This window comes from Paenibacillus sp. FSL H7-0918 (assembly GCF_038007025.1).
GTDB classification, from domain to species: domain Bacteria; phylum Bacillota; class Bacilli; order Paenibacillales; family Paenibacillaceae; genus Paenibacillus_AQ; species Paenibacillus_AQ odorifer.
The window spans coordinates 2,400,829-2,426,890 of the sequence record NZ_JBBOWJ010000001.1 but is presented as its reverse complement, the minus strand read 5'-3'; the positions used below and the strand labels follow the sequence as shown (position 1 = coordinate 2,426,890).

28 protein-coding genes, 14 tRNA genes and 4 rRNA genes are annotated in these 26,062 nt (G+C 46.0%); 42 read left to right on the top strand and 4 right to left on the bottom strand.

The annotated features are described in order from the left end of the window. Positions 1-3: 3 nt before the first annotated feature. The 14 genes from MHI15_RS11030 (at position 4) to MHI15_RS10965 (ending at position 9,302) form a co-directional block, all read left to right on the top strand. Positions 4-312 (top strand): KOW domain-containing RNA-binding protein, encoded by a 309-nt coding sequence (locus MHI15_RS11030; protein WP_036680581.1) that lies wholly within the window; start codon positions 4-6, stop codon positions 310-312. 2 nt (positions 313-314) lie between these two features. Further along, positions 315-530, top strand: a complete 216-nt coding sequence (infA, locus tag MHI15_RS11025) for a translation initiation factor IF-1 (RefSeq protein WP_036652996.1) — start codon at positions 315-317, stop codon at positions 528-530. 53 nt (positions 531-583) lie between these two features. After that, entirely contained in the window at positions 584-697 is a 114-nt protein-coding gene (gene rpmJ / locus MHI15_RS11020; RefSeq protein WP_003322638.1) for a 50S ribosomal protein L36, read from the top strand. 19 nt (positions 698-716) lie between these two features. Next, positions 717-1,085, top strand: coding sequence for a 30S ribosomal protein S13 (gene rpsM / locus MHI15_RS11015; protein ID WP_036680583.1), 369 nt, complete (start codon positions 717-719; stop codon positions 1,083-1,085). Between the two features lie 19 nt (positions 1,086-1,104). After that, positions 1,105-1,500 carry a 30S ribosomal protein S11 gene (gene rpsK / locus MHI15_RS11010; RefSeq protein WP_019908251.1) on the top strand — a complete coding sequence of 132 codons (396 nt, stop codon included), beginning with the start codon at positions 1,105-1,107 and terminating at the stop codon, positions 1,498-1,500. Positions 1,501-1,630: 130 nt separating this feature from the next. After that, entirely contained in the window at positions 1,631-2,575 is a 945-nt protein-coding gene (locus MHI15_RS11005) for a DNA-directed RNA polymerase subunit alpha (protein ID WP_036680585.1), read from the top strand. Between the two features lie 34 nt (positions 2,576-2,609). Continuing rightward, on the top strand, positions 2,610-2,975 hold the full coding sequence (rplQ, locus tag MHI15_RS11000) for a 50S ribosomal protein L17 (protein WP_019908254.1): 366 nt from the start codon (positions 2,610-2,612) through the stop codon (positions 2,973-2,975). 317 nt (positions 2,976-3,292) lie between these two features. After that, the gene (gene truA / locus MHI15_RS10995) at positions 3,293-4,075 is read left to right on the top strand and encodes a tRNA pseudouridine(38-40) synthase TruA (protein WP_036680587.1); all 783 of its coding nucleotides are present in this window, start codon (positions 3,293-3,295) and stop codon (positions 4,073-4,075) included. A gap of 229 nt (positions 4,076-4,304) precedes the next feature. Next, positions 4,305-4,742: a 50S ribosomal protein L13 gene (rplM, locus tag MHI15_RS10990; RefSeq protein ID WP_036680589.1), complete on the top strand. Its 438-nt coding sequence runs from the start codon at positions 4,305-4,307 to the stop codon at positions 4,740-4,742. Between the two features lie 20 nt (positions 4,743-4,762). Then, positions 4,763-5,155 (top strand): 30S ribosomal protein S9, encoded by a 393-nt coding sequence (gene rpsI, locus MHI15_RS10985; RefSeq protein WP_025706574.1) that lies wholly within the window; start codon positions 4,763-4,765, stop codon positions 5,153-5,155. Positions 5,156-5,383: 228 nt separating this feature from the next. After that, positions 5,384-6,076, top strand: coding sequence for a phosphoadenylyl-sulfate reductase (locus tag MHI15_RS10980; protein WP_036680616.1), 693 nt, complete (start codon positions 5,384-5,386; stop codon positions 6,074-6,076). 37 nt (positions 6,077-6,113) lie between these two features. Next, on the top strand, positions 6,114-7,283 hold the full coding sequence (gene sat / locus MHI15_RS10975) for a sulfate adenylyltransferase (RefSeq protein ID WP_341164415.1): 1,170 nt from the start codon (positions 6,114-6,116) through the stop codon (positions 7,281-7,283). A gap of 78 nt (positions 7,284-7,361) precedes the next feature. Then, on the top strand, positions 7,362-8,102 hold the full coding sequence (gene cwlD, locus MHI15_RS10970) for an N-acetylmuramoyl-L-alanine amidase CwlD (protein WP_038573445.1): 741 nt from the start codon (positions 7,362-7,364) through the stop codon (positions 8,100-8,102). A gap of 90 nt (positions 8,103-8,192) precedes the next feature. Next, entirely contained in the window at positions 8,193-9,302 is a 1,110-nt protein-coding gene (locus MHI15_RS10965; protein WP_076130012.1) for an Mrp/NBP35 family ATP-binding protein, read from the top strand. Positions 9,303-9,361: 59 nt separating this feature from the next. Here the strand turns inward: MHI15_RS10965 and gerD are convergent, their stop codons facing one another. After that, complete coding sequence (gerD, locus tag MHI15_RS10960; RefSeq protein WP_036680627.1) at positions 9,362-10,048, bottom strand: spore germination lipoprotein GerD; 687 nt, start codon at positions 10,046-10,048, stop codon at positions 9,362-9,364. Positions 10,049-10,179: 131 nt separating this feature from the next. Between gerD and MHI15_RS10955 the strand changes: the two genes are divergently transcribed. Beyond that, complete coding sequence (locus tag MHI15_RS10955) at positions 10,180-10,770, top strand: KinB-signaling pathway activation protein (protein WP_038574906.1); 591 nt, start codon at positions 10,180-10,182, stop codon at positions 10,768-10,770. Between the two features lie 371 nt (positions 10,771-11,141). After that, on the top strand, positions 11,142-11,963 hold the full coding sequence (locus tag MHI15_RS10950; RefSeq protein ID WP_076280126.1) for a PPK2 family polyphosphate kinase: 822 nt from the start codon (positions 11,142-11,144) through the stop codon (positions 11,961-11,963). Between the two features lie 50 nt (positions 11,964-12,013). Here the strand turns inward: MHI15_RS10950 and pdaB are convergent, their stop codons facing one another. Further along, entirely contained in the window at positions 12,014-12,817 is an 804-nt protein-coding gene (gene pdaB, locus MHI15_RS10945; RefSeq protein ID WP_036680629.1) for a polysaccharide deacetylase family sporulation protein PdaB, read from the bottom strand. Between the two features lie 108 nt (positions 12,818-12,925). Here pdaB and MHI15_RS10940 point away from each other — a divergent pair, with 108 nt between their 5' ends. The 20 genes from MHI15_RS10940 (at position 12,926) to MHI15_RS10845 (ending at position 20,827) form a co-directional block, all read left to right on the top strand. Continuing rightward, positions 12,926-13,537 (top strand): stage II sporulation protein M, encoded by a 612-nt coding sequence (locus MHI15_RS10940; RefSeq protein WP_076138447.1) that lies wholly within the window; start codon positions 12,926-12,928, stop codon positions 13,535-13,537. Positions 13,538-13,790: 253 nt separating this feature from the next. Then, positions 13,791-14,021, top strand: coding sequence for a hypothetical protein (locus tag MHI15_RS10935; protein ID WP_036680631.1), 231 nt, complete (start codon positions 13,791-13,793; stop codon positions 14,019-14,021). Positions 14,022-14,380: 359 nt separating this feature from the next. Beyond that, positions 14,381-15,938 (top strand): 16S ribosomal RNA (locus MHI15_RS10930). A gap of 124 nt (positions 15,939-16,062) precedes the next feature. Continuing rightward, a 5S ribosomal RNA gene (gene rrf / locus MHI15_RS10925) occupies positions 16,063-16,179 on the top strand. Between the two features lie 46 nt (positions 16,180-16,225). Beyond that, positions 16,226-16,302: transfer RNA gene (locus MHI15_RS10920), tRNA-Ile, on the top strand. Positions 16,303-16,326: 24 nt separating this feature from the next. Next, positions 16,327-16,402 (top strand) — tRNA-Ala (locus tag MHI15_RS10915). Positions 16,403-16,541: 139 nt separating this feature from the next. Beyond that, a 23S ribosomal RNA gene (locus MHI15_RS10910) occupies positions 16,542-19,468 on the top strand. 142 nt (positions 19,469-19,610) lie between these two features. Continuing rightward, positions 19,611-19,727, top strand: a 5S ribosomal RNA gene (rrf, locus tag MHI15_RS10905). The 16S, 23S and 5S rRNA genes sit together here with 14 tRNA genes alongside, the layout of an rRNA operon. 6 nt (positions 19,728-19,733) lie before the next feature. After that, positions 19,734-19,809 (top strand) — tRNA-Asn (locus MHI15_RS10900). A gap of 1 nt (position 19,810) precedes the next feature. Further along, positions 19,811-19,886, top strand: a tRNA-Thr gene (locus MHI15_RS10895). Positions 19,887-19,897: 11 nt separating this feature from the next. After that, positions 19,898-19,972, top strand: a tRNA-Glu gene (locus MHI15_RS10890). 40 nt (positions 19,973-20,012) lie between these two features. Further along, a tRNA-Val gene (locus MHI15_RS10885) sits at positions 20,013-20,088 on the top strand. 43 nt (positions 20,089-20,131) lie between these two features. After that, positions 20,132-20,206 (top strand) — tRNA-Gln (locus MHI15_RS10880). A 5-nt stretch (positions 20,207-20,211) separates the two neighbouring features. Continuing rightward, positions 20,212-20,284: transfer RNA gene (locus MHI15_RS10875), tRNA-Lys, on the top strand. 16 nt (positions 20,285-20,300) lie between these two features. Then, a tRNA-Leu gene (locus tag MHI15_RS10870) sits at positions 20,301-20,384 on the top strand. Positions 20,385-20,390: 6 nt separating this feature from the next. Beyond that, a tRNA-Gly gene (locus tag MHI15_RS10865) sits at positions 20,391-20,465 on the top strand. 7 nt (positions 20,466-20,472) lie between these two features. After that, positions 20,473-20,549, top strand: a tRNA-Arg gene (locus MHI15_RS10860). Between the two features lie 31 nt (positions 20,550-20,580). Further along, positions 20,581-20,654 (top strand) — tRNA-Pro (locus MHI15_RS10855). 11 nt (positions 20,655-20,665) lie between these two features. Next, positions 20,666-20,739, top strand: a tRNA-Gly gene (locus MHI15_RS10850). Positions 20,740-20,753: 14 nt separating this feature from the next. Continuing rightward, positions 20,754-20,827: transfer RNA gene (locus MHI15_RS10845), tRNA-Pro, on the top strand. A gap of 101 nt (positions 20,828-20,928) precedes the next feature. Here MHI15_RS10845 and MHI15_RS10840 read toward each other — a convergent pair. Both MHI15_RS10840 and MHI15_RS10835 read right to left on the bottom strand, forming a co-directional pair. Next, positions 20,929-21,342, bottom strand: a complete 414-nt coding sequence (locus MHI15_RS10840; RefSeq protein ID WP_036681396.1) for an ImmA/IrrE family metallo-endopeptidase — start codon at positions 21,340-21,342, stop codon at positions 20,929-20,931. Positions 21,343-21,370: 28 nt separating this feature from the next. Continuing rightward, complete coding sequence (locus tag MHI15_RS10835; protein ID WP_076220514.1) at positions 21,371-21,802, bottom strand: helix-turn-helix domain-containing protein; 432 nt, start codon at positions 21,800-21,802, stop codon at positions 21,371-21,373. A 288-nt stretch (positions 21,803-22,090) separates the two neighbouring features. Here MHI15_RS10835 and MHI15_RS10830 point away from each other — a divergent pair, with 288 nt between their 5' ends. The 6 genes from MHI15_RS10830 to MHI15_RS10805 all read left to right on the top strand — a co-directional run bounded on the left by MHI15_RS10830 (position 22,091) and on the right by MHI15_RS10805 (position 26,052). Then, the gene (locus MHI15_RS10830) at positions 22,091-22,588 is read left to right on the top strand and encodes an ArpU family phage packaging/lysis transcriptional regulator (RefSeq protein ID WP_038574900.1); all 498 of its coding nucleotides are present in this window, start codon (positions 22,091-22,093) and stop codon (positions 22,586-22,588) included. A gap of 531 nt (positions 22,589-23,119) precedes the next feature. Then, the gene (locus MHI15_RS10825) at positions 23,120-23,533 is read left to right on the top strand and encodes a phage tail terminator family protein (protein WP_038573440.1); all 414 of its coding nucleotides are present in this window, start codon (positions 23,120-23,122) and stop codon (positions 23,531-23,533) included. Then, positions 23,530-23,709 carry a hypothetical protein gene (locus MHI15_RS10820; RefSeq protein ID WP_076220512.1) on the top strand — a complete coding sequence of 60 codons (180 nt, stop codon included), beginning with the start codon at positions 23,530-23,532 and terminating at the stop codon, positions 23,707-23,709. The genes MHI15_RS10825 and MHI15_RS10820 overlap by 4 nt, the downstream gene beginning before the upstream one ends. Beyond that, complete coding sequence (locus tag MHI15_RS10815; RefSeq protein WP_076303125.1) at positions 23,709-25,031, top strand: phage tail sheath family protein; 1,323 nt, start codon at positions 23,709-23,711, stop codon at positions 25,029-25,031. The genes MHI15_RS10820 and MHI15_RS10815 overlap by 1 nt, the downstream gene beginning before the upstream one ends. A 1-nt stretch (position 25,032) precedes the next feature. Next, the gene (locus MHI15_RS10810) at positions 25,033-25,503 is read left to right on the top strand and encodes a phage tail tube protein (RefSeq protein WP_036681245.1); all 471 of its coding nucleotides are present in this window, start codon (positions 25,033-25,035) and stop codon (positions 25,501-25,503) included. Positions 25,504-25,629: 126 nt separating this feature from the next. Next, complete coding sequence (locus tag MHI15_RS10805; protein ID WP_076129761.1) at positions 25,630-26,052, top strand: phage tail assembly chaperone; 423 nt, start codon at positions 25,630-25,632, stop codon at positions 26,050-26,052. Positions 26,053-26,062 lie beyond the last annotated feature (10 nt).

Below are 26,062 nucleotides of genomic sequence, written 5' to 3'. Positions count from 1 at the left end.
CACTTGAATACTGTGAGCAGCCCGCAGGTTGGTCAATTAGTGAGAATTCTCAAAGGCAAAGATGCCGGAGAGGCAGCCGTTGTTATCGCAGTTGTTGATAGCAGATTTGTATACATTGCAGATGGAGACAAACGTAAGTTTGATGGGCCAAAGAAGAAGAATATTCTTCATCTTGAGCTCATACCCTTCATCAGCAGTGAGGTTGTGGACAGTTTGAAGGAAACTGGGCGGGTAACAAACGGAAAGCTGCGATTCGCAGTCATGAAGTATGCTGGACCCACCGGAATAAGTGCTGATGAGAAAGGAGACTAACTGTGGCTAAGGAAGATGTCATTGAAGTAGAAGGTACTGTCCTTGAACCGTTGCCAAATGCAACGTTTAAGGTTGAGCTTGAGAACGGTCATCAAATACTTGCCCATGTATCCGGTAAATTGCGGATGCACTTTATCCGTATTTTGACCGGAGACAAAGTGGTCGTGCAGTTATCGCCTTATGATTTATCAAAAGGTCGTATAACTTACCGTAAATAGATGGGAACTACGAAAAAAGTTTTGCTTCGCAAAACTTTGAGGAGGTAATTAACATGAAGGTAAGACCTTCTGTAAAGCCCATTTGCGAGAAATGTAAAGTAATCCGCCGCAAAGGGACTGTTATGGTGATTTGCGAAAATCCGAAACACAAACAAAAACAAGGTTAAGAAGGGGGTGTAGCGTAAAATGGCTCGTATAGCTGGAGTGGATTTGCCACGTGACAAACGCGTTGAGATCGCCTTGACTTATATTTTCGGAATCGGTAAAACGACTTCTCAGAAAATTCTTAATGAAACAGGCATTAGCGCTAATACACGTGTCCGTGATTTGACGGAAGATGAAGTCAGCAAACTGCGTGAAACGATCGACAAAACGGTTAAGGTTGAAGGTGACCTGCGTCGTGAAATTTCCTTAAATATTAAACGTCTTACTGAGATCGGCTGTTACCGCGGTGTTCGCCACCGTCGTGGATTGCCTGTTCGCGGTCAACGTACTAAAACGAATGCCCGTACCCGGAAAGGCCCGCGTCGTACGGTAGCAAACAAAAAGAAATAATAAGGGGGGATAAGAGACAATGGCTAAACCGAAAAAAGTCGTACGTACCAAACGTCGCGACCGTAAAAATATCGAATCCGGCGTGGCACATATTCGTTCCACGTTCAACAACACCATCGTTACCATCACGGATCCTCACGGAAATGCAATTTCCTGGGCAAGCTCCGGCGGCCAAGGATTTAAAGGTTCCCGTAAGTCCACTCCATTCGCAGCGCAAATGGCAGCTGAATCAGCAGCTAAAGCAGCTATGGAGCACGGCATGAAGTCGGTTGAGGTTATGGTTAAAGGACCGGGCGCGGGCCGCGAAGCAGCCATCCGTTCCCTTCAAGCTGCAGGGCTTGAAGTTAACCTTATTAAAGACGTAACTCCGGTTCCTCACAATGGATGCCGTCCGCCTAAGCGTCGTCGCGTATAGTGAAATCAGTATTGTGAATGTGGTATAATTCTGACGCATCTGCTAATAATAGGTGTTTAGGCATACTACATGATGCACCTGATGGGGTGACAGTTTCATATAGGAGCGACGTTGAAGGAGGGGTAAACTCGTGATAGAAATCGAAAAGCCGAAGATTGAGACCGTAGAAGCTAATGATGAAGGTACCTATGGGAAATTCGTAGTTGAACCGCTGGAACGTGGGTATGGCACGACTCTGGGGAACTCGCTTCGCCGGATATTGCTTTCTTCGCTTCCAGGAGCCGCAGTGACTTCGGTCCAAATTGACGGCGTTCTGCATGAGTTCTCGACCGTTCCAGGCGTAATGGAAGATGTGACGGAAATCATTCTGAACCTTAAAGCCTTGTCTCTGAAGATTCATTCAGACGAGGAAAAAGTGTTCGAGATTGATGCTGAAGGGGAAGGCATCGTTACCGCAGGTGATATCCGTGCGGACAGCGATGTTGAGATCCTCAATCCGGATCTTCACATTGCAACGCTGGGACCTGGTGCGAGACTTCATATGCGTATTTTTGCAGGCCGTGGTCGCGGCTATGTCCAAGCGGACCGGAACAAACGTGACGATCAGCCAATTGGTGTTATTCCAGTTGACTCCATCTACACTCCAATTTCACGCGTTAACTACGGCATAGACAATACACGTGTTGGTCAAGTGACTAACTACGACAAATTGACGCTTGAAATTTGGACGGATGGAAGTATCAGACCGGAAGAGGCTGTAAGCCTCGGAGCCAAAATTTTGAACGAGCACCTCGTTCTGTTCGTAGGTCTTACGGACGAAGCGAAAGACGCCGAAATTATGGTTGAAAAAGAAGAAGACAAAAAAGAAAAAGTACTTGAGATGACAATCGAAGAGCTTGATCTTTCTGTTCGTTCCTACAACTGCCTCAAACGTGCTGGTATTAATACCGTACAAGAGCTTACCACGAAGACTGAAGAAGATATGATGAAGGTGCGTAACCTTGGTCGCAAATCTTTGGAAGAAGTTCAGGAAAAGCTTGAGGAACTTGGTTTGGGTCTCCGCACAGAAGAATAGCTGCAGATTGCTTTAGTAAAGGAGGGAAAACACAATGGCATACCAAAAATTGGGCCGTGATTCCAGTGCGCGTAAAGCGTTATTTCGCGACATGGTAACGGATCTGTTTTTATACGAGCGCATCCAAACAACGGAAGCTAAAGCGAAAGAAGTTCGTTCTATCGCTGAAAAGCTGATCACTAAAGCTAAAAAAGGTGATCTTCATGCTCGTCGTCAAGTAGCTGCATTTGTTCGCCGCGAGACTGTTGATGGTGAACAAGATGCAATTCAAAAATTGTTCTCTGACATTGCTCCTCGTTACACTGAGCGTCCAGGTGGATACACTCGTATCCTTAAACTAGGACCTCGTCGTGGCGACGCTGCGCCTATGGTTTATCTTGAATTGGTAGACCGCGCGTAGTATCACAAGTATTGATTTCCGATGCTTCCCTTTCATCCAGCCCTCTTTGGAGTAAAGATGGGGGAAATATCAGCGTTATTGTGCTGCAGAGGCGCAAGACTCTGCTGTACTAATAACCGTGGGAATCACCTTGGTTCAATTGAAGGAGCTCCCGCAGGGGCTCTTTTTTTTGAAATTAAGGATCCTATAGGACTTGTAGTTCTATATATGAAAAATGGATGCCGTCCTACTAGGGACGGCGAAGCCATTTCTTCAAATAGAAGATCAGACAGTGCTTCGATCGACGTTCTGCTGACCGGTTTAAAAAGGAGAACGGAATGCGTAATCTATTGATGAAGGTCAATTATGACGGAACGAATTATGATGGCTTTCAGACCCAGCCTCAGGGCAATACGATTCAGGATCGGCTGGAGCAAGCCATACTCCATCTGACAGGTGAGAAGCTTAAGATTACTGCTTCAGGCCGCACAGATGCCGGAGTACATGCCTATGGCCAGCCTTTTAACTTTACAACCTCCTCTCGAATCCCAACTGAACGTTGGTGTCTAGCGCTTAATGCCCGGCTGCCACAAGACATCGTGGTTACAGAGGCTAGGGAAGTTCCGCTAACGTTTCACTCTCGTAGAGGGGCTAAGCGTAAAACTTACCGATACACGATTAATGGCAACAGGTTTCCAGATCCGTTTCAACGGCGCTGGCAGCTTCACCATCCAGTGAAGTTGGATATTCCTGCGATGCAGCAAGGCTTAACGCAAATTATAGGGACACATGACTTCACTTCGTTTGCATCACGACGGTCTACGAAGACTTCTCATGTACGAACGATCTTTGAAGCTCATATGGAAGTAGACCGCAGTATGTGCCGACCCTCTTCATCAGATCAAGGAGTTATCCATACTTATATAACAGGTAGTGGATTTCTTCAGCACATGGTTCGCATTATTATGGGGACTTTGATCCATGTGGGGGAAGGTAAAATACCTGCTGATAAGGTTGCTGAAATATTGGCAGCATGTGATCGATCACATGCTGGTCCAACAGCTGTGGCCATGGGGTTAGCTTTGTGGAGTGTTGAATATGACGAGATTGAAAGTGAATAGTTTTTTCTATAAATTTCTTCCTGATTAATAGGCTAAATGTTTAAAAATCACTTGCACTTGTTATGTTTATACTGTAATATAAAAGTTGTGTTTTCTTGATGGCTATCCCACAGCCCCGATCGAGAAAATGCCAAAAAAATGCTTTGCTTAACTCACATAATCGTAATTCAATGAGAAACAAGATATACGAAACAGAAGATTTTCGTACGAGAACAAGGAGGAAACATTCATGCGTACCACCTATATGGCGAAGCCGAACGAAGTTGAACGCAATTGGCACATTATTGATGCCGAAGGCAAAACACTCGGTCGTTTGGCCAGCGAAGCCGCTGCTTTGATCCGTGGCAAACACAAACCGCAATTCACTCCACACGTTGATACAGGAGATTTCGTTATCGTAATCAACGCTGAGAAAATTCACTTGACCGGTAAGAAATTGCAAAACAAAAAATACTACCGTCACTCGATGCACCCAGGTGGTTTGAAAGTTACTAATGCTGAAACTCTGCTGAATACTAAACCAGAACGCGTAATTGAATTCGCGGTTCATGGTATGATTCCTAAGACTCGTCAAGGGGACCACATGAAGCTGAGATTGAAAGTATATGCAGGCGCCGAGCATCCACATGCAGCACAAAAACCTGAAGTTTACGAACTTCGCGGATAAGAATAGAGGAGGACAGTTTCATGGCACAAGTACAATACTATGGGACAGGTCGTCGTAAACATTCGGTAGCACGTGTTCGCCTTGTACCGGGTGAAGGACGCATTGTCATTAACAAACGTGAGATGGACGAATATTTCGGTGTGGAAACACTGAAAATGATCGTAAAACAACCTTTGAACCTGACTGAAACACTGGGCAACTACGATGTAATCGTTCTTGCACATGGTGGCGGCATTTCCGGTCAAGCTGGAGCAATTCGTCACGGTATCTCCCGTGCATTGCTTAAAGTTGACCCTGAATATCGCGGTGCATTGAAGAAAGCCGGCTTCCTGACTCGTGACCCACGTATGAAGGAACGTAAGAAATACGGCTTGAAGGCTGCACGTCGTGCGCCTCAGTTCTCGAAACGTTAATATTTACAGAATTCAACCCTTGGCCATATGGCCAAGGGTTTTATTTTTTGTTGCCCCTTTCCACAAGAAATGGGCTTTTTTTGCATCTATTTACTAATTCTAACGGTTGAAACGCATTGACTTCCTCAGTAAAAGTTATATACTATTTCATATAGAATTAGTTGGTTTTATTACTTCTTTTACCTCATTTATTCATACGATTAATATTTTGGATGGAGGAATACCTTAATGAACCTGCTCGAGAAAGAAGATTTAATCAAAGTTAAGGCCGAAGAATTAGAAACTGCTTCACCCGAGGAAATTATCCGCTGGGCTGTAGAAACATTTCCTAACATTACTTTTGCCTGCAGCTTTGGTGCCGAAGATGTAGTGCTAGTTGATATGCTTCACAAAGTTAGTCCGTCTACAGACGTCTTTTATCTCGATACAGATTATCATTTTAAGGAAACCTATGAGACCCGAGATTTGATGGCAGATAAATACGGGCTGGAGTTCGTACGAGTGTCTCCACAAATCACTCCGCAGGAGCAAGCACTTCAACACGGTGATGCGTTATGGACAGTAGACCCTAACCAATGCTGTGGGATTCGTAAAGTAGAGCCGCTGACTCGTATCCTATCTCAATATGAAGCTTGGATTACAGGCATTCGTCGTGACCAAGCGCCTACCCGTGCTAATGCCAAAAAGGTTGAGTATGATTATAAATTTGGTTTGGTTAAGTTTAATCCAATTGCGGATTGGACAACCGAAGATGTATGGAACTATATTCGTGAAAATGATGTAATTTATAACCCTCTACATGACCGTAACTATCCAAGTATCGGCTGTGAGCAATGTACACGTCAGGTTATGCCTGGTGAAGATCCGCGTGCTGGACGTTGGGCTGGATCAGAGAAGACTGAGTGCGGATTACACAAGTAGGACCTATCCCCGTGAGAACACAGAAGGAGAGACGATAATGACTTCAATACGTCCGCATGGCGGAACATTAGTTAACTGTGTAGTAGAGGGTACAGAAAGAGAAGAATTACTGCAGCTTGCACGTGATTATAAGGCGATTGCCGTGAACACCTGGACTTTATCTGATTTGGATCTAATTGCGGTAGGTGCATTTTCTCCACTGACTGGATTTTTGAATGAACAAGATTATCACTCCGTAGTCAAAAACATGCGTTTAGCAGATGGCACAGTGTGGAGCATTCCAATAACACTTGCTGTAGAAGAGGATGTGGCCTCTGGGTTAGCTATTGGAGACAAGGTATCTCTAATCGGTGAAGAGGATGGCGAGATCTACGGTTTTTTGGATATTGAGAGTATTTATACGGTTGATCAAAACCTTGAAGCGCAAAATGTATTCAAAACAACAGACCCTGAACATCCAGGAGTAAGTAAGCTGTTGGCCCGCCCGGCTATCTATGTAGGAGGACCAATTTCAGTGCTGAATAGACCACAGCCAGAAAAGTTCGGAGAATTTTATTTTGACCCTTCAGCTACACGTAAGATATTTGCAGACAAAGGCTGGAGAACAGTTGTAGGCTTCCAGACGCGTAACCCAGTTCATCGAGCACATGAATATATTCAAAAATGCGCTATGGAGGTTGTAGACGCTCTGTTCTTAAACCCGCTAGTGGGTGAGACGAAGTCTGATGATGTACCGGCAAATGTACGAATGAAGAGCTACCTGGCGCTTTTGGAGAATTATTATCCTGAGGATCGTACCTTTCTAGGTGTTTTCCCGGCGGCCATGCGTTATGCTGGTCCGAGAGAAGCGATTTTTCATGCTATGGTTCGCAAAAATTACGGCTGCACCCATTTTATTGTCGGACGTGACCATGCGGGCGTAGGTGATTACTACGGAACTTATGAAGCGCAAGAAATTTTCGCGAATTTCACCGCTGAGGAACTTGATATTACTCCATTATTTTTTGAACACAGCTTCTTCTGTAAAAAATGCGGAAATATGGCTTCCAGTAAAACCTGCCCACATCCTGGCGACGATCATATGACTTTGTCGGGTACAAAGGTACGGGCTTTGCTTCGGGAGGGTCAATGTCCGCCTCCTGAATTTACGCGACCTGAGGTTGCGCAGATTCTAATTGAAGGCATGACTCAAGAAGTAACAGCTTAATCATCGTTAGCTAGTACTATTTGGCCTTCTTGTCCCATATAGATGAGTATTATCTATCGGGACGAGGGGGTCTTTGTTATGTCTGGCCGAAAACACAGTAAAGTCTCGGTCTGGATCTCATGGAGCAGTATCAAAAAATGTATGCTGGGCGCGACACTGCTGGCTATAATGATCGGCATTATAGCGTATGACATGCCTACTGCCAAAACGTTAAATTATTGGAGTCTGCCTTTGTCTGGTAAAGTGATCGCTATCGACGCTGGACATGGGGGAGCAGATGGAGGGGCAGTTAGCCGGGAAGGGTTAATTGAGAAAGACATTAATCTTGCAGTCTCTCTTTATTTACGTGATTACCTGCAACAGGCAGGGGCTATTGTTGTAATGACCCGTGAAGGGGATTATGATTTGGCTCAGGAGGGCACTAAGGGCTATTCTAAGCGCAAGACTGAAGATCTTAAGCAAAGAGTAAGAAGTATTGAAGAGAAGGGCGCAGATCTTTTTATAAGCGTTCACATGAACAGCGTGCCTTCAAACCGATGGAGCGGGGCGCAGACCTTTTACTATCCCAATCACAAGGATAATAAAGCTATCGCAGAGTTTGTACAGAGTGAGCTGAAGACTACACTGGAGAATACTGATCGTGTAGCTAAGACTGTAAATACTGTTTATCTACTAAAAGCATTAAAAATACCTGCGATCCTTGTAGAGGTCGGTTTTTTGTCGCACCCTCAGGAATCAGTTCTGCTCGGAGATGATGTTTATCAACGCAAGGTAGCGACTAGCATATATCGTGGCATTCTTCGTTATGCTTCCGAGTAGCCGGGACTACTCATCAGGAGATGGGTAATGCTATAATAGACAAAAACTCCGGAAGAATTCTCCTCCGGAAAGGAAACAGAGGTGCTTTCCATGCTGACTAGGGAACATATCCAGGAAATACTGCAGTCAATAACAGACCCGGAAACCGGAAAAAGCCTTGTGGAACTACAGCTGATCCGTGACATTATGATTAAAGAAGATCGTATATCTTTATCAATCGTATGTCTGGATCCTGAAGAGCAAAGTCGCATGGATCTAGAACAACGGGTTCGTGAGTTGCTTGAAGCAGGTGGAGTCACTAATGTGCATATCCGGCTGCGTGATGCAACCGATTATGAACGTGCTCTGCTTCGCGGAGAGAGTGCCGGGGAAGAGCCGTTGGTTGATGAACCGGGGAAACTTAAGGGACATGCAGCTGGCCTTGACGATCATGAATTAATCAATGAGAACTCTGGTGTTAACTTTATCGCCATTGCCAGTGGTAAAGGCGGTGTTGGAAAGTCTACAGTTACTGTGAATTTGGCAGTAGCTTTGGCTAGAAAAGGTAAAAAGGTTGGATTGATTGATGCGGACATTTATGGGTTTAGCATCCCTGATATGATGGGAATCGAAGAGGGACCCGTTGTAGAAGAGGGAATCATTATTCCTGTGGAACGTTTCGGAGTGAAGGTCATGTCTATGGGCTTCTTTATCCGTGAGAATAGTCCGGTAATTTGGCGGGGACCTATGCTTGGCAAAATGCTGCGCCAATTCTTCGGTGATGTGGGCTGGGGAGAACTTGATTATATGCTGCTTGATCTTCCTCCAGGTACAGGTGATGTGGCGCTTGACGTACATCAGATGCTCCCTCACAGCAAAGAGATTATTGTTACTACCCCTCATGCTACCGCAGCGTTTGTGGCGGCTAGAGCGGGCTCTATGGCTCTGCAGACAGAACATGAGATTATTGGGGTCATTGAGAACATGGCTTATTATGAGTGTAAAGACTGCGGTAAAAAAGATTATATTTTTGGCAGAGGCGGAGGCGCTCGGCTTGCGGAGACACTCCATACCGAGCTGCTTGCACAAGTTCCATTGGGCGCACCGGACAACCATATTTCTGAACCGGATTTCTCACCTTCCGTATACAAGGAAGACACAGCTACTGCGTTGTTGTTTGCTGATATCGCCGATAAGCTGATTGCGAAATATGAGCACTAATTATTGTGCATAAAAAGAGGCCGTCCCACTTTGTTAGGTGGGATAAGGCCTCTTTTTTGTTATGTGCTTGAATCATCGCCGCTACCGCTGCCACTTTCACCACCGCTGCCGCTGCCTTCCTGTTTATCGCCGCTTTCGCCGCCCTTTTTCTGTTCCTTCGGTTCGAGCTCGTCCTGAACGACCTTTTTAAGTAAATTCAATACCTCCATCCGGAATAATGGAGTCTGCATAGATTCCTGGATGGTCTTCATGGATTGCTTTCGGTAGTCAGGTGTTTTGGTGAGATTAAGAAACATGGTCATCATTTCTGGAGACTTCATGATTTCCTCGACGGATTTTTGATAGGTGGGATCTTTAATTAGTTGCAGGTGCAATTCTTTGCTTTGTGATTGAATGGCTTTAGCAAAATCGCCTGCGAACTTGGGATCAGTCATAATTTTCTCGATTTCCTTTTGATATTCCGGTGCAGTGAGGGTATCTTTAACAGCGGTTTTTATATCCTCTGTTGTTTGAAGTGGCATCATTTTCATACTCATTCCGCTGGTGCCTCCAGAACTGGAATTTGATAATGATTCCTCAACTGCTTTTTTTCCATCTTCACTTTTTAATATATCAATAACCATGGTCTTCATTTCTTTATAACTGCCCTGACCAGAAGAAGAACTGCTCTGCTCACTTCCGCAAGCCGTTAAGGCCATAACAAAGCTTAAAGCCAAACCCACAGATCCGATAAATCTCCATTTCATTGGCGCTGCCCTCCTTTATTAGGATTCTCCAGTTGTATTATGCCGCATTAACACACATTTATGTTGCTGATGTAATGGTGTTTTGTCGGTATCCTTGGTAAAATAAATCTGACATAGGGGAGGTGAAGTGGCTGAGTATAAAAAAATGGTTTTATTTATTTTGGACAACCCTTCTAATAGGAGCGGGCGGAGCAGTAATCGCAGGTCTGGCACTGCAATTCGTGAACGGTCGAATTGATTTCAAAAGTGTCGCTGATTTCTTTTTATACCCGCTGATACTATTCGGCTACGGTATGCTTGTCAGTGTTTATGCGCAACTTGGTTTTTTTGCTTATCTAATTTTAAATTACATGGGCAATGGTGTTTTCCCGCCAAAAATTTGGAAATACATACAACTGGTGCTTTCTGTGCTCGCATTGCTTGAACTGATTTTTTTGCGTACCGTCGTTGGCGGGGAAAGAAGTGTCTTGTCTGATCTAATATTAGGAATCTTTATTTTGTTAGCTGCCATTATTGTGTCTTATTTCAAAGTGAAAAGTACAAACATCTCAGCTTGGATTCCAACCCTCTTTTTTATGACAGCTATTTCAATTGTGGAAATTATCGGCGTGCTCCGTATAGGTGTTGATAGTGCGACAGTGTTTATTGTTGTTCCGCTCATCGCCTGTAATGCATTCCAAATTTTGATGCTTCACCGTATTCTCAAGCCGGCAGCCGGATAAAGGCTGGGGCGAATTCAGCAAATCATGAACCCCGTGCTCTGGCCTTCAGAAAACGGGGTTTTTTGCTCTAGAATGTATCCTAACGATTAAAATCCGCTGGAGGAGGTTAATCTTAAAGAACAATAGAGCGGATTCTTTGTGTGTAGCAACGCTCACAAAACTAAGCAGATGCTTCCGAAGTGAGTTTTGTACGAAGTTTTTCAATGATGCACATGCTTTACAAAACTAAGCGTATGCTTCCGAAGCAGTTTTGTACGAAGTAATACAAGCGTAGCAACGCTCACAAAACTAAGTAGATGCTTCCGAAGTGAGTTTTGTACGAAGTTTTTCAATGATGCACATGCTTTACAAAACTTTTAGGAGGGGAATATATGGACATCAAGCGTTATATGATAAAAGACACAAATGAAATCCAGCTTAACAAGCTGGACCCGGACGATACAGGTAACTTTAAATCAAAAAAAGAAGCAGAAGCCAAAACAGAGCAGTTAAAGGAACGGTTGGCAGAGCTTCAAGATATTCTTTTTGCACAGAAAAAGCATTCACTGCTCGTAATTCTGCAAGGGATGGATTCCAGCGGTAAGGATGGAACGGTTAAACATATTTTTTCAGGGATTAATCCACAAGGCTTTATAGTGACCAGCTTCAAGAAACCTTCTCTGGAGGAAGAAGCTCACGATTTCTTATGGAGAGTGCATCAAAAGACACCCCCTAAAGGCTACATCTCTGCATTTAACCGCTCACACTATGAAGATGTATTGGTACCGCGGGTACATGGGGGATTGAAAAAGGATGATTTGAAGCGCCGCTTTCGTTACATACGGCAGTTTGAGGAGATGCTGGTGGAAGAGGGAACGACAGTTATCAAGCTTTTTCTGCATATTTCAAAAGAGAAGCAGCTTAAGAAAATCAAAGAACGGCTTGAAGATCCCAAAAAACACTGGAAATTTGACGCAAGTGATCTACAGGAGCGGGAGTTTTGGGATGATTACCAAGAGGCATATGTAGATGTTTTTAAGGAGTCAAGTATTGATAAAGCACCCTGGTACTGGATACCAGCCAATCATCAATGGTACCGCAACTATTTGGCCTTATCCATCGTTGTAAAGACACTGGAGAGTCTGGATCTGAGCTATCCGAAGCTGAATACCCCCACACCCGACATATCGGAGCTCATTTCCCCGCGTCATTAATATTTGGATAAAACCAACATCTATTGCGGTACCTAAGATTGGGAGGAGCGTTACAGCCCGGCAGCATCCTCTAAGGCACTATTTAGTGAGGCCGAGTCGCGAACCTCTTTACCCTCTGCGTTGCTTTGGCTGATCAGCTCAGAGACGGTAACGAATTCATAACCTTGTCTGCGGAGCTCATCGATAATTTGCGGAAGAGCTTCGTGAGTTTGTTTGCAGGAATCACTGGCATGTAGAAGAACGATATCACCAGGATGTGCTTTAGTCGTTACACGCTTCACGATATTGTCTACACCTATGTTCTTCCAGTCTAGAGAGTCTGTGTCCCACTGGATGACTTTGTAACCAAGATCATTGGCCACTTGCAGAACTCTTTTGTCAAAATCACCATTAGGCATACGAATTAAATTTGGTTCTTTACCGGTTAATTCTGTAAGCACAGTGTGAGCCGTTGTGATCTGAGTGCGAATCTCTTCGTTACTTAGAGTGCTGTAATTGACGTGTTTATGGCCATGGCTGCCAATTTCGAATCCTGCGTTTTTAATGCTTGTTACAATATCCGGGTGAGTCTTACTCCATGGTGACGATAGGAAAAAGGTGGCTTTGTCCACTTTCTTGTCTTCAAGTACCTTCAAAATTGGTTCGGGTCTCTTTTCCCCCCAGCTAATATCGAAGGTTAGGGCAATCAGCTTCTTCTCTGTTGGCACACTGTAAATGGCAGAAGGTCCAGCCTCAGAAAAAACGGTGATATTACCCCTCTCGACATAGACAACTCCAGCAGCAAGAAGCACAGCGGCGAAGATATAGATGAACCTTTTGATCTTTTTGCCGCTGAATACATAAAAAGAATTCATTAATGACAGCGCTCCTCTCCCATGCGAAATGCTTGTTTGTTCTAAATGTATGCTCGTACCGCACGGTTATGACCTAAGAAACAGAGATCACAATTTCAGGAGGTATTTATGTTGTCGTTCTTCACGTTTGTTAAAGATATTAAATCGATCCGCAAGGCTTTGCTGCTATCCTGTCTGCTCTTCGTAATAGGAGCGGTTGTTGGCTGGGTAGCGACAAGTAGTCTGGAAAAACTATTGGTTCAGCAATTGGAAGGGCTTAGTGAGATCAGCGGAAACTTAAGAGACACCGCTAATCCGCAATGGAACTTCTTTGTATTTATATTTCTGAATAACGCCATCAAGGGCGTGGTTATTATTTTCCTGGGAGCGTTGTTCGGCATATTGCCAGCTATATTCTTATTTATAAACGGAGCGGTAATTGGCTACTTGATACATTTATCCGCACTGCAAGGACAGGATTTGTTCGATTTAATCGTAAAAGGATTGCTGCCACACGGGATTATAGAGATTCCGGCAATCATTATCGCGTGTGCCTTTGGGCTGCACTTTGGCGGAAAAGTGATTTCAAGTCTATTTCGATCTACAGATAGAAAAGAGGAGAGAAGCGCAGACTGGTCTGCTTTCATGCGTCAAACACTTACGGCTTCCATATGGACTGTAATCCTGTTATTTGTTGCAGCCATTATTGAAAGTACAATTACTTTTTCACTTTTATCATAAAACTTCCGGGAATAGAGCATAACATTAAGGGCGTTCATCCAAGGATTGCCTAAAGGTAAGGAGTATATAATCTAGACGAAACCATAAAGGGAATTTTTAATAATTATGGTTATAAAAAGAGGACTCCGGTTAATCTAGTGTAAGAGGATCTTAAGGCAGCTTTCTCCATGAGATGTACTTACTGATTATGCAAAAAAGGTTTTGGGGGTTTAGAGAAGGTGTTAATTGCAACTTCATGAAGGAGGCCAAGCATATGTTGGGAATGTTGTTTAACGAAAAGGAATGCAAGGAACTGGATTATGTTTTGAGAAAAGAACTAGATGAGATGCTGTTAGATTTGAGTGATCAGCGCTTGGACCAAAATATCAGGCACGCCATCGCTAATAGATATAAGACTGTATTCCGGATGTATGCTCGCTTCGCTCCTCAGAAAGAGCTTTCCAAGTATGCATGGGGTGGGCGTTCTTCTCAGTATAAACACTGAAGATATACGAGAATTGCTACAGTTTTATAAAGTTTTCAGATTATTTAATAAAATAGCTTGACTAAAAAGGAGTGCTCATGATAAATTATATCTCGCGCTCCTTTTGCTTGTGTAAAAGGAAAGCGGAAGGCAAGAAAAATTGAAAAAAAGATTTTTCAAAAAAAAGACTTGCCAAACAGCTTAACACTGTGATATATTATAAAGGTCGCCGCTGATAAACAACGACGACGAAATGACAGATATTGATCTTTGAAAACTGAACAACGAGTGAGTGGGAAATCACGCAAGTGAAATCCAAAATTAGAGAATTAATTTTCTCGTCAGATGTTTCAAAATGAGCATATCGCTCTTTTCAATACTAATTGGAGAGTTTGATCCTGGCTCAGGACGAACGCTGGCGGCGTGCCTAATACATGCAAGTCGAGCGGAGTTATTTTGAAAGCTTGCTTTCAAAATAACTTAGCGGCGGACGGGTGAGTAACACGTAGGCAACCTGCCCTTCAGACTGGGATAACTACCGGAAACGGTAGCTAATACCGGATAATTTCTTTTTTCTCCTGAGAGAAGAATGAAAGACGGAGCAATCTGTCACTGAGGGATGGGCCTGCGGCGCATTAGCTAGTTGGTGGGGTAACGGCCCACCAAGGCGACGATGCGTAGCCGACCTGAGAGGGTGAACGGCCACACTGGGACTGAGACACGGCCCAGACTCCTACGGGAGGCAGCAGTAGGGAATCTTCCGCAATGGGCGAAAGCCTGACGGAGCAACGCCGCGTGAGTGATGAAGGTTTTCGGATCGTAAAGCTCTGTTGCCAGGGAAGAACGTCCGGTAGAGTAACTGTTACCGGAGTGACGGTACCTGAGAAGAAAGCCCCGGCTAACTACGTGCCAGCAGCCGCGGTAATACGTAGGGGGCAAGCGTTGTCCGGAATTATTGGGCGTAAAGCGCGCGCAGGCGGCTATTTAAGTCTGGTGTTTAAACCTTGGGCTCAACCTGAGGTCGCACTGGAAACTGGGTGGCTTGAGTACAGAAGAGGAAAGTGGAATTCCACGTGTAGCGGTGAAATGCGTAGATATGTGGAGGAACACCAGTGGCGAAGGCGACTTTCTGGGCTGTAACTGACGCTGAGGCGCGAAAGCGTGGGGAGCAAACAGGATTAGATACCCTGGTAGTCCACGCCGTAAACGATGAGTGCTAGGTGTTAGGGGTTTCGATACCCTTGGTGCCGAAGTTAACACAGTAAGCACTCCGCCTGGGGAGTACGGTCGCAAGACTGAAACTCAAAGGAATTGACGGGGACCCGCACAAGCAGTGGAGTATGTGGTTTAATTCGAAGCAACGCGAAGAACCTTACCAGGTCTTGACATCCCTCTGAATCCACTAGAGATAGTGGCGGCCTTCGGGACAGAGGAGACAGGTGGTGCATGGTTGTCGTCAGCTCGTGTCGTGAGATGTTGGGTTAAGTCCCGCAACGAGCGCAACCCTTAACTTTAGTTGCCAGCAGGTTAAGCTGGGCACTCTAGAGTGACTGCCGGTGACAAACCGGAGGAAGGTGGGGATGACGTCAAATCATCATGCCCCTTATGACCTGGGCTACACACGTACTACAATGGCCGGTACAACGGGAAGCGAAGCCGCGAGGTGGAGCCAATCCCATCAAAGCCGGTCTCAGTTCGGATTGCAGGCTGCAACTCGCCTGCATGAAGTCGGAATTGCTAGTAATCGCGGATCAGCATGCCGCGGTGAATACGTTCCCGGGTCTTGTACACACCGCCCGTCACACCACGAGAGTTTACAACACCCGAAGTCGGTGGGGTAACCCGCAAGGGAGCCAGCCGCCGAAGGTGGGGTAGATGATTGGGGTGAAGTCGTAACAAGGTAGCCGTATCGGAAGGTGCGGCTGGATCACCTCCTTTCTATGGAGAATCGTTCTCTGCAATGAGAACATTCAAATCGGAAGCTAAGCTTCCACAATAGAACCCTCGGGTTCGAACACTCACTCGTGTTCAGTTTTGAAAGAGCAAGTCTCTTTCGTATGCGTTTGGTGGCGATAGCGGAGGGGTTCCACACGTACCCATCCCGAACACGACCGTTAAGCCCTCCAGCGCCGATGGTACTTGGACCGAAGGGTCCTGGGAGAGTAGGACGTTGCCAAGCGGACAACCAATTCATTGGTTGATTCACAATGTTATATATGTTATATGGGCTTTTAGCTCAGTTGGTTAGAGCGCACCTCTGATAAGGGTGAGGTCGGTGGTTCGAGTCCACCAAGGCCCACCATATAACATTATAGAGTAATTTTATGGGGCCATAGCTCAGCTGGGAGAGCGCCTGCCTTGCAAGCAGGAGGTCAGCGGTTCGATCCCGCTTGGCTCCACCATAAATTTTTAAATGAATAACTTTTTCAACTTGATCCTTGAAAACTGGATACCGAAACGAATTTGCGTTTTAGAACATCTTTTAGCAACTTGTGCAAACAAGTAAATGTTATTAGTGAGATTTTTCTTCGGAAGAATCAAGGTTAAGCTAATAAGAGCACACGGAGGATGCCTAGGCGCCAGGAGCCGACGAAGGACGTGGCGAACAACGAAACTGCCTCGGGGAGCTGTAAGCAAGCTTTGATCCGGGGGTGTCCGAATGGGGAAACCCAGCTGTGGTAATTCGCAGTTACTCATACCTGAATACATAGGGTGTGTAGAGGCAGACCAGGGGAACTGAAACATCTAAGTACCCTGAGGAAGAGAAAACAATAGTGATTCCGTCAGTAGCGGCGAGCGAACGCGGAACAGCCTAAACCTAAGAGCTTGCTCTTAGGGGTTGTGGGACGTCTCACATGGAGTTACAAAGGAATATGGTAGGTGAAGAGGTCTGGAAAGGCCCGCGATAGAGGTAAAAGCCCTGTAACCTAAACTGTATTCTCTCCGAGACGGATCCCGAGTAGTGCGGGGCACGTGAAACCCCGTATGAATCCAGCAGGACCATCTGCTAAGGCTAAATACTACCTGGCGACCGATAGTGAAACAGTACCGTGAGGGAAAGGTGAAAAGCACCCCGGAAGGGGAGTGAAATAGAACCTGAAACCGTGTGCTTACAAAAAGTCAGAGCCCTATTAATGGGTGATGGCGTGCCTTTTGTAGAATGAACCGGCGAGTTACGTTTAACATGCAAGGTTAAGCCGAGAAGGTGGAGCCGCAGCGAAAGCGAGTCTGAATAGGGCGAATTAGTATGTGGACGTAGACCCGAAACCGTGTGATCTACCCCTGTCCAGGGTGAAGGTGCGGTAACACGCACTGGAGGCCCGAACCCACGTACGTTGAAAAGTGCGGGGATGAGGTGGGGGTAGCGGAGAAATTCCAATCGAACTCGGAGATAGCTGGTTCTCCCCGAAATAGCTTTAGGGCTAGCCTCGGTATAAGAGTAGTGGAGGTAGAGCACTGATTGGGTGCGGGGTCCGCAAGGATTACCAAGCTCAGTCAAACTCCGAATGCCATATACTTATTGCCGGGAGTCAGACAGTGAGTGCTAAGATCCATTGTCAAAAGGGAAACAGCCCAGACCATCAGCTAAGGTCCCCAAGTGTGTGTTAAGTGGGAAAGGATGTGGAGTTGCACAGACAACCAGGATGTTGGCTTAGAAGCAGCCACCATTGAAAGAGTGCGTAATAGCTCACTGGTCGAGTGACTCTGCGCCGAAAATGTAACGGGGCTAAACACACCACCGAAGCTATGGCTAGATACGTATGTATCTGGGGTAGGGGAGCGTTGTGTAGGGGTTGAAGGTGTACTGAAAAGAGCGCTGGACACTACACAAGTGAGAATGCCGGTATGAGTAACGAAAAGATCAGTGAGAATCTGATCCGCCGAAAGCCCAAGGTTTCCTGAGGAAGGCTCGTCCGCTCAGGGTAAGTCGGGACCTAAGGCGAGGCCGAAAGGCGTAGTCGAAGGACAACAGTTTGAAATTACTGTACCACCGTAATCCGCTATGAGCGATGGGGTGACGCAGGAGGGTAGTGACGCGGACTGATGGATGTCCGTCTAAGCAGTGAGGCTGATGTGTAGGCAAATCCGCACATCATTAAGGCTGGGCTGTGATGGGGAGCGAAAATTGTAGTAGCGAAGGTCATGATCTCACACTGCCAAGAAAAGCCTCTAGCCAGGAGAAGGTGCCCGTACCGCAAACCGACACAGGTAGGCGAGAAGAGAATTCTAAGGCGCGCGGAAGAACTCTCGTTAAGGAACTCGGCAAAATGACCCCGTAACTTCGGGAGAAGGGGTGCCCCGGTAGTGTGAATAGCACGAGGGGGCCGCAGTGAAAAGGCCCAAGCGACTGTTTAGCAAAAACACAGGTCTGTGCGAAGCCGCAAGGCGAAGTATACGGGCTGACGCCTGCCCGGTGCTGGAAGGTTAAGGGGAGTGGTTAGGGGTAACCCGAAGCTATGAACCGAAGCCCCAGTAAACGGCGGCCGTAACTATAACGGTCCTAAGGTAGCGAAATTCCTTGTCAGGTAAATTCTGACCCGCACGAATGGCGTAACGACTTGGGCGCTGTCTCAACGAGAGATCCGGTGAAATTTTAATACCTGTGAAGATGCAGGTTACCCGCGACAAGACGGAAAGACCCCATGGAGCTTTACTGCAGCTTGATATTGAATTTGGGTACGATCTGTACAGGATAGGTGGGAGCCGTAGAAATCGGAGCGCAAGCTTCGGTGGAGGCGCCGTTGGGATACCACCCTGATCGTATCTAGGTTCTAACCTAGTGCCCTAATCGGGTACGGGGACCGTGTCAGGCGGGCAGTTTGACTGGGGCGGTCGCCTCCTAAAGAGTAACGGAGGCGTTCCAAGGTTCCCTCAGAATGGTTGGAAATCATTCGCAGAGTGCAAAGGCATAAGGGAGCTTGACTGCGAGACCTACAAGTCGAGCAGGGACGAAAGTCGGACTTAGTGATCCGGTGGTACCGCATGGAAGGGCCATCGCTCAACGGATAAAAGCTACCCTGGGGATAACAGGCTTATCTCCCCCAAGAGTCCACATCGACGGGGAGGTTTGGCACCTCGATGTCGGCTCATCGCATCCTGGGGCTGAAGTAGGTCCCAAGGGTTGGGCTGTTCGCCCATTAAAGCGGTACGCGAGCTGGGTTCAGAACGTCGTGAGACAGTTCGGTCCCTATCTGTCGTGGGCGCAGGAAATTTGAGAGGAGCTGTCCTTAGTACGAGAGGACCGGGATGGACGTACCGCTGGTGCACCAGTTGTTCCGCCAGGAGCATGGCTGGGTAGCTACGTACGGACGGGATAAGCGCTGAAAGCATCTAAGCGTGAAGCCCCCCTCAAGATGAGATTTCCCAATTAGTAAGACCCCTTGAAGACGACGAGGTAGATAGGTTGGAGGTGGAAGTGCAGCAATGCATGGAGCTGACCAATACTAATCGGTCGAGGGCTTATCCTAAAAATACCCCAAAAAGTGAAGAAGAAGCTGCGAAGCTAATTCCGAATACTTTCCGGGGGCCCCGTAAGAAGGGCAAACGCAAATTCGTTTCGGATTCAGTTTTCAGGCGATTAAGCCTGAGCATTTACGCTGTAAATGCCCGTTTGGTGGCGATAGCGGAGGGGTTCCACACGTACCCATCCCGAACACGACCGTTAAGCCCTCCAGCGCCGATGGTACTTGGACCGAAGGGTCCTGGGAGAGTAGGACGTTGCCAAGCGGATATTCCCTGATAGCTCAGTTGGTAGAGCACTCGACTGTTAATCGAGTTGTCACAGGTTCGAGTCCTGTTCGGGGAGCCATGCTCTCATAGCTCAGCAGGTAGAGTGCTTCCATGGTAAGGAAGAGGTCACCGGTTCGAATCCGGTTGAGAGCTCCACAGATTTGCAAGGCCCGTTGGTCAAGGGGTTAAGACACCTCCCTTTCACGGAGGTAACATGGGTTCGAATCCCATACGGGTCACCAACTTTTACTTGTACTTACCCTTAGAGGGTCCCATAGATATGGAGGCTTAGCTCAGCTGGGAGAGCATCTGCCTTACAAGCAGAGGGTCGGGGGTTCGATCCCCTCAGCCTCCACCATAATCTTCCTAAGAGATTATGGGCAACATAGAGGTACCATCAATGGGGATTAGCCAAGCGGTAAGGCAACGGACTTTGACTCCGTCACTCATAGGTTCGAATCCTATATCCCCAGCCAAGTGCGAGCCATTAGCTCAGTTGGTAGAGCACCTGACTTTTAATCAGGGTGTCGAAGGTTCGAGTCCTTCATGGCTCACTTTTATTATTATCATGCGCGTGTGGCGGAATGGCAGACGCACCAGACTTAGGATCTGGCGTTTCACGACGTGGGGGTTCAAGTCCCTTCACGCGCACCACTTATTGCGGACGTGGCTCAGCGGTAGAGCATCGCCTTGCCAAGGCGAGGGTCGCGGGTTCGATTCCCGTCGTCCGCTCCATAATTTTGCGCCCTTAGCTCAGCTGGATAGAGCGTTTGACTACGAATCAAAAGGCCGGGAGTTCGAATCTCTCAGGGCGCGCCATTTTATTATTAAGCAATTATAGTATTTATAACGGGATGTAGCTCAGCTTGGTAGAGCACCTGGTTTGGGACCAGGGGGTCGCATGTTCAAATCGTGTCATCCCGATTTTCACCTTTGCGGGTGTAGTTCAATGGTAGAACTTCAGCCTTCCAAGCTGATAGCGTGGGTTCGATTCCCATCACCCGCTCCATAATTTTATAGTAACGGGATGTAGCTCAGCTTGGTAGAGCACCTGGTTTGGGACCAGGGGGTCGCATGTTCAAATCGTGTCATCCCGATACTCAGCTTAATCGCTGCTCAAAAGCTCTTACTTCGGTAAGGGCTTTTTTTGTTATGTATTTAATATACATATAAATACAGCCAAAGAACATATGTTCTATTATTCCTCCAAAAAAAATCGGACTTCCGGTGGAATTCCAATCCGTAGATAATAGTTTCTCCATGATTCCTCTTGTTCGGGGCTTCTGCCTGAAGATAATAATTTTACAGCAAAGACATTAGCTTGACGTTCAAGCTTCCCAGGAGAGAAATAGGAGCTTTCCTCCAGAAAAAAGCGATTGATCCCCTTGTGAAGCCGATCATGTCCTAATTCATGCGCACAAACGAAGCGCTGCCATTCTACAGGCAACTCATTATGAATGACGATAAACCTTCTTCTTAGTTTTCGATAATATAATCCCTTTGTGCCAGTCCCCAGATTCATGAAACGAATTTGAATGCCTAGTGCTGCGGCAAGCTCGAACGGGCAGTTGGTTTTATATTTTTTAATCAGACTATTGATCAGTTCATCCATGTTCTTCACCTGCAGCATGTTAGTATAGTTATTTAGTGTCTTTGGATTTTTTTCTCTTATTCATCTGTTTGGCTTCCCAGAACAATCCGGTTAGTACATCTTTTATCCTCTGTTTATCTTCTTTGTCTAATGGAATTCCGTCAAACATCAGCTCTCCATCATCCTCTAGCATTTTTCGAAAGTCTCTTTTATCTTTGCTTGTAGCCCAATCTGGGACAGCCTCATCGCTTGAAAGAGTCTGGTCCTGCAAATACCCTGCCTGATCCATTAGCTCCCCGTAGGGGACGCCAGTGGCCTCAGCAATTTTGCGTAACGTGGTTGGTTTAGGAACCCCTCTTAATCCATTCTCAATCCGGGAAATTTGCGAACCGCTAATTCCGGCTGATGCTGCTAATTGATTAATGGTGAGTCCTTTTGTTTCCCGAAGATGCTTCATATAATCTCCGAATTCCTGTTTCATCTCAACTCACTCCTTATTGGCTGTAACCTTATGATAATAATATAAGCCATTTTTGCCAATAGGTAAACAACAAAGCGTATATAATTGCCAAAAGGCAAGATAATGGAGGGATATACGCTCTTTTTCGATAAAAACAGCCTAAAACGCGGTTTTACGAGATTGGTAAAGAAGTGGTATATTATAGAAAAATACGAACAGAATACGAACAAGATTTATTTTATCACATTGGGCTGGAAAATTCCGCAAATTAAATCTCATTCAGTTAAACCCAAAAGGAGTGCATAAATGATGAACATATCAACTTTACCAGAGTTGGACCGTCGCCGAACCCAGGTCGCTATAGAGAGCATGTTGGAGAAATACCGTATTTTTAAGACCGTTACATTTGAAGCTAAGGAAGCAAGCACAACTTATTCATACACAGAAAGATTTCATGGTCCTACTAACACTGTAACTGATCAGACTGCTGCGATAGCTTCTTACAATGTGGACATCCCCGCCGCAAGGAGAGCTTATTGTTCCGCAATAGACTCTGTGGTAGAGAGACTCGATACGAGAGAACAGCAGCTGGTACGGGAAAGGTATATGAGAAGAGACGAGATGTACGATTATACGATTTACAATCATGTGTTTGATCCACCGGTAAGTAAGGACACTTACGTGAAGATACGCTCGAAGGCTTTTTACAAGATGGCATTAGCGTTAACGGATCTCGGCTTACTGTCTCTGCAAACTTTAGTAACAACAGCGCCTAGGGTAAAGAAAGAGAAAATGAGTATTACTTAATAGAAGTAGAATAGTTTGATTAGTAAAGAAGACTGTATCGTCCGAGCGGATGATGCGGTCTTTTTTTGAATTATAAGAAAGTATAAGTTTCAGGGTGTACTTTATCCTTATAATCCTTGCACAAATGCTTGCCGTCCATAAAAGGAGGGTCGAAGGCTCTTTAGCTTGTCTTCAATTGTGTACCTCCAAAAAACCGCTCTATACCATCCCAAAGCTAGCCAAAATCTCGTCCGTTTACCCTCTCCGCAAGGATAATATGGGGGTATGATTATAACATGGCAAATGAAGCAAAAGAACACCGCAAGAGCATGAATGCTCTGCTAATAGTTCCGCCCTAAGGGTGATGAGAACAACCTAGCGGTGAAAGATTCTTCTCGCATTTGCCTAATGAAGAAGGGATATTATCCAACCTCGGATAGTATCCTTTTTTCTTAAATCTAGTTGAGGGGGTGTCTGCTTAATGTTCATGCAGTTGAAGGTTAACACCATCAAGGATCGACGAACGGTCGCAGATCAGAAAGGAATGGAGTGATGTCGGTACAACAATTGCGAGAACACATTACAAGTACACTTGAACGGTATTTTCCTGATGTGCCTGTATATGTAGAAGGAGAAAAACCTCAAACCGCTTATTTTCATCCCGGATTGATCTCAGCAACACTGGATCGGCAGCGGGAGGGCCGGTATTTAGCGGTCTACCGTTTTGGCATCCGTTATGAGCAAGGCAATTTGCTGGAAGCTGAGAGAATGGCAGATAAGCTGAGTGAGGCGATGGCAGGAATGGAGCAGGATGGTGGAGCTTTTCGTGTAGTTAGGCAAGCTTGGGAAGCTGGAACTGAAGGGCATGGGCCGCTGTTTACAGTTGACTATATGTTGTATTTGCAAAACGACAAGCCTGACAGCATTAAGATGGGACAAATGATTGGAGGAGAACGATTGAAATGAGTACTAAAGGAAGTAACGGGAATGGGTTCAGTAAGGAACAGATTGTGAATTCCCCACTTTTTACGCCGAGGGAAAAGGATATATTGAACGTTATTTTGCAGGATGGCAAGAACTATACGCTAGAAGAAGCAAAGCAATCTATGGGATTGTTCAAAAATAAGGAGGTAATGAACTAATGGCAGGCGGAACATGGACAACGCAAAATAAGGTGCGCCCCGGGGTGTACGTAAATGTAGCATCAAATCAAGGTGCCATCGGCAAAATGGGAGAACGCGGGATTACGGCATTGGCGCTTGCCCTATCTTGGGGAGAACCGGGAGTAATCATGAGGATTACCCCGCAGGATGATGTGAATAAGCTGCTAGGAGTGGATTTGGAACATCCAACTCTACTGCCAGTGCGTGAAGCGCTGAAACGGGCGGGAACCTTGCTGCTCTATCGATTGAATGAAGGTGTTAAAGCGGCAGTCACAAATAACGGCCTTCAGGTAACAGCTAAATATGGCGGTGTACGCGGAAATGATCTTTTGATTGTGATTGAGAAAAATATAGAGAATGCTGCTCTTTTTGATGTAAAGACGTTGCTTAATGGAACCGAACTGAACAAGCAAACGGTCGGAACGGCTGAAGAGTTGGTCGCGAACGATTATGTTCAATTCCAGAAAAATGGTGCAGAAGGCTTGAAGCTAATTGCAGGCATGCCGCTTACAGGGGGGGCTAACGGAACCGTGACGAATGGAGCACATAGTGACTTCCTGTCTGCTCTTGAGGTGCAGGAATTCCAAACAGTGGGTCTAGTATCGCAGGATAGTGCTCTGAAGGCACTCTACAGTTCTTTTGTGAGACGGCTTCGGGATACAGAAGGGAAAAAGGTACAGGCTGTACTATCCGATTATGCGGCTGCAGGTCATGAAGGTGTGATTAGCGTGAATAATGGGGTAGTACTGAGCGACGGAACTACGATTGATAACGTCAATGCCGTTGCTTGGGTAGCTGGTGCTACAGCAGCAGCTGCTGTTAATGAATCGCTGACTTATCAGGGTTATGATGATTCGGTGGATGCTGATGTAAGACTTAGCCATTCTGAGACTACAGCTGCGTTGCTAAAAGGAGAGCTTATCTTTACTTACAGTGGCGGACGGGCTGTGGTGGAACAGGATATCAATACATTTACCGCGTTTTCACCGGACAAAGGCAAAGCATTCTCCAAAAATCGTGTACTGCGCGTGCTGGATGGAATTGCAAATGATATGAAGCGTATTTTTGAGAACTACTATATCGGTAAGGTCGCGAATAATGAAGATGGCCGTGCTCTTTTCTGGTCACAGTGTGCGACTTATATGAATGATTTGCAGGATATGGGTGCGATTGAGGGCTTTAACGCGCAGACAGATGTTGTAGTTGTGGCTGGTGCAGATAGTGACAGTATCGTGCTGGATGTGGCTGTGAAACCGGTAGATTCGGTAGAAAAAGTATATATGAAAGTGAAGGTGGTTTAAGATGGCATTTTTAAAAGCTAGTGATACAATTTCCGGCCAGGAGGGCCGTGCTTATGCTGTGATCGGTACGCAAACCGAAGAGATGTTCTATGTGAAAACTCTTGAAGCTACAGTAGAAAAAACAAAGGCAGAGGTGAAAACACTGGGCCGCCGGGGTGTTCAGCATAAAGCGACTGGATGGTCGGGCAGCGGTTCGATGACGATTTTTTATATGACTAGTCGTTTCCGCCAGATGATGCTCGATTATATGAATACGGGTGTTGATCAGTACTTCGATATTGAGGTTACGAACGAAGATCCATCGTCCAGCGTGGGAGCACAACGTATTATTTTAAAAGGCGTGAACCTTGATAGTGTCATCATGGCCTCACTCGATACAGAGTCAGACGCTCTAGAAGAAGAAGTTAGCTTTACCTTTGAAGATGTGCAGATTGTGCAAGCTTTTGGTGCTCCGGCAGGTTCCGGGCTTTAATTAAGACAACTAGATAGATTGGAGCAAGCAAGACCCGAACGTAGAATGAGCGGCGGGTCTCTTCTCTGTCTATTGGCAGCTAGTAGCAGGAGAAGTATCTAAATAAATAATTCTAGGAGGAAGACAATGAGCGAATTAAGTTTATTTTTTGCCCAAAATGTAGCATGTGACACGACCGAGGAGTTTGTAGTATCCCAGCGTTTTAAGGATAAGGAAGGAAATGCGGTAGCTTGGAAGCTGCGCAGTATGACTGAGGATGAGAATCAGGAATGCCGCAAGGCCGCAACCCGTAAAGTCAAAGGTAAAAACGGAGTGTATACCTCCGAAATTGAGCCTAACGATTATATGGCGAAGCTGATGACCTCAAGTGTAGTGCATCCGGATCTGAAAAATGCTGAATTGCAGCGTTCTTATGGCGTACTTGGCGCTGAGACACTGCTGCGTAAAATGCTGCTACCAGGTGAATTCGCGGCGTTGGGTGAGCGGGTGCAGGCCTTAAATGGTTTTGGCACGGACATGAACGAGCTGGTGGATGAAGTAAAAAACTAATCAACGAGGG

Bases quoted from the DNA above. Each gene is read 5' to 3' on its own strand.
- sat (WP_341164415.1), top strand. From the start codon at position 6,114: ATGACTTCAATACGTCCGCATGGCGGAACATTAGTTAACTGTGTAGTA.
- MHI15_RS10835 (WP_076220514.1), bottom strand. From the start codon at position 21,802: ATGAAACAGGAATTCGGAGATTATATGAAGCATCTTCGGGAAACAAAA.
- MHI15_RS10820 (WP_076220512.1), top strand. From the start codon at position 23,530: ATGAGTACTAAAGGAAGTAACGGGAATGGGTTCAGTAAGGAACAGATT.
- gerD (WP_036680627.1), bottom strand. From the start codon at position 10,048: ATGAAATGGAGATTTATCGGATCTGTGGGTTTGGCTTTAAGCTTTGTT.
- cwlD (WP_038573445.1), top strand. From the start codon at position 7,362: ATGTCTGGCCGAAAACACAGTAAAGTCTCGGTCTGGATCTCATGGAGC.
- MHI15_RS10965 (WP_076130012.1), top strand. From the start codon at position 8,193: ATGCTGACTAGGGAACATATCCAGGAAATACTGCAGTCAATAACAGAC.
- MHI15_RS10805 (WP_076129761.1), top strand. From the start codon at position 25,630: ATGAGCGAATTAAGTTTATTTTTTGCCCAAAATGTAGCATGTGACACG.
- rpsI (WP_025706574.1), top strand. From the start codon at position 4,763: ATGGCACAAGTACAATACTATGGGACAGGTCGTCGTAAACATTCGGTA.
- rpsM (WP_036680583.1), top strand. From the start codon at position 717: ATGGCTCGTATAGCTGGAGTGGATTTGCCACGTGACAAACGCGTTGAG.
- MHI15_RS10825 (WP_038573440.1), top strand. From the start codon at position 23,120: ATGTCGGTACAACAATTGCGAGAACACATTACAAGTACACTTGAACGG.
- MHI15_RS10935 (WP_036680631.1), top strand. From the start codon at position 13,791: ATGTTGGGAATGTTGTTTAACGAAAAGGAATGCAAGGAACTGGATTAT.
- rplM (WP_036680589.1), top strand. From the start codon at position 4,305: ATGCGTACCACCTATATGGCGAAGCCGAACGAAGTTGAACGCAATTGG.
- truA (WP_036680587.1), top strand. From the start codon at position 3,293: ATGCGTAATCTATTGATGAAGGTCAATTATGACGGAACGAATTATGAT.
- rpsK (WP_019908251.1), top strand. From the start codon at position 1,105: ATGGCTAAACCGAAAAAAGTCGTACGTACCAAACGTCGCGACCGTAAA.
- MHI15_RS10810 (WP_036681245.1), top strand. From the start codon at position 25,033: ATGGCATTTTTAAAAGCTAGTGATACAATTTCCGGCCAGGAGGGCCGT.
- MHI15_RS10815 (WP_076303125.1), top strand. From the start codon at position 23,709: ATGGCAGGCGGAACATGGACAACGCAAAATAAGGTGCGCCCCGGGGTG.
- MHI15_RS10980 (WP_036680616.1), top strand. From the start codon at position 5,384: ATGAACCTGCTCGAGAAAGAAGATTTAATCAAAGTTAAGGCCGAAGAA.
- MHI15_RS10950 (WP_076280126.1), top strand. From the start codon at position 11,142: ATGGACATCAAGCGTTATATGATAAAAGACACAAATGAAATCCAGCTT.
- rplQ (WP_019908254.1), top strand. From the start codon at position 2,610: ATGGCATACCAAAAATTGGGCCGTGATTCCAGTGCGCGTAAAGCGTTA.
- MHI15_RS10940 (WP_076138447.1), top strand. From the start codon at position 12,926: ATGTTGTCGTTCTTCACGTTTGTTAAAGATATTAAATCGATCCGCAAG.
- rpmJ (WP_003322638.1), top strand. From the start codon at position 584: ATGAAGGTAAGACCTTCTGTAAAGCCCATTTGCGAGAAATGTAAAGTA.
- pdaB (WP_036680629.1), bottom strand. From the start codon at position 12,817: ATGAATTCTTTTTATGTATTCAGCGGCAAAAAGATCAAAAGGTTCATC.
- MHI15_RS10840 (WP_036681396.1), bottom strand. From the start codon at position 21,342: ATGGATGAACTGATCAATAGTCTGATTAAAAAATATAAAACCAACTGC.
- MHI15_RS10830 (WP_038574900.1), top strand. From the start codon at position 22,091: ATGAACATATCAACTTTACCAGAGTTGGACCGTCGCCGAACCCAGGTC.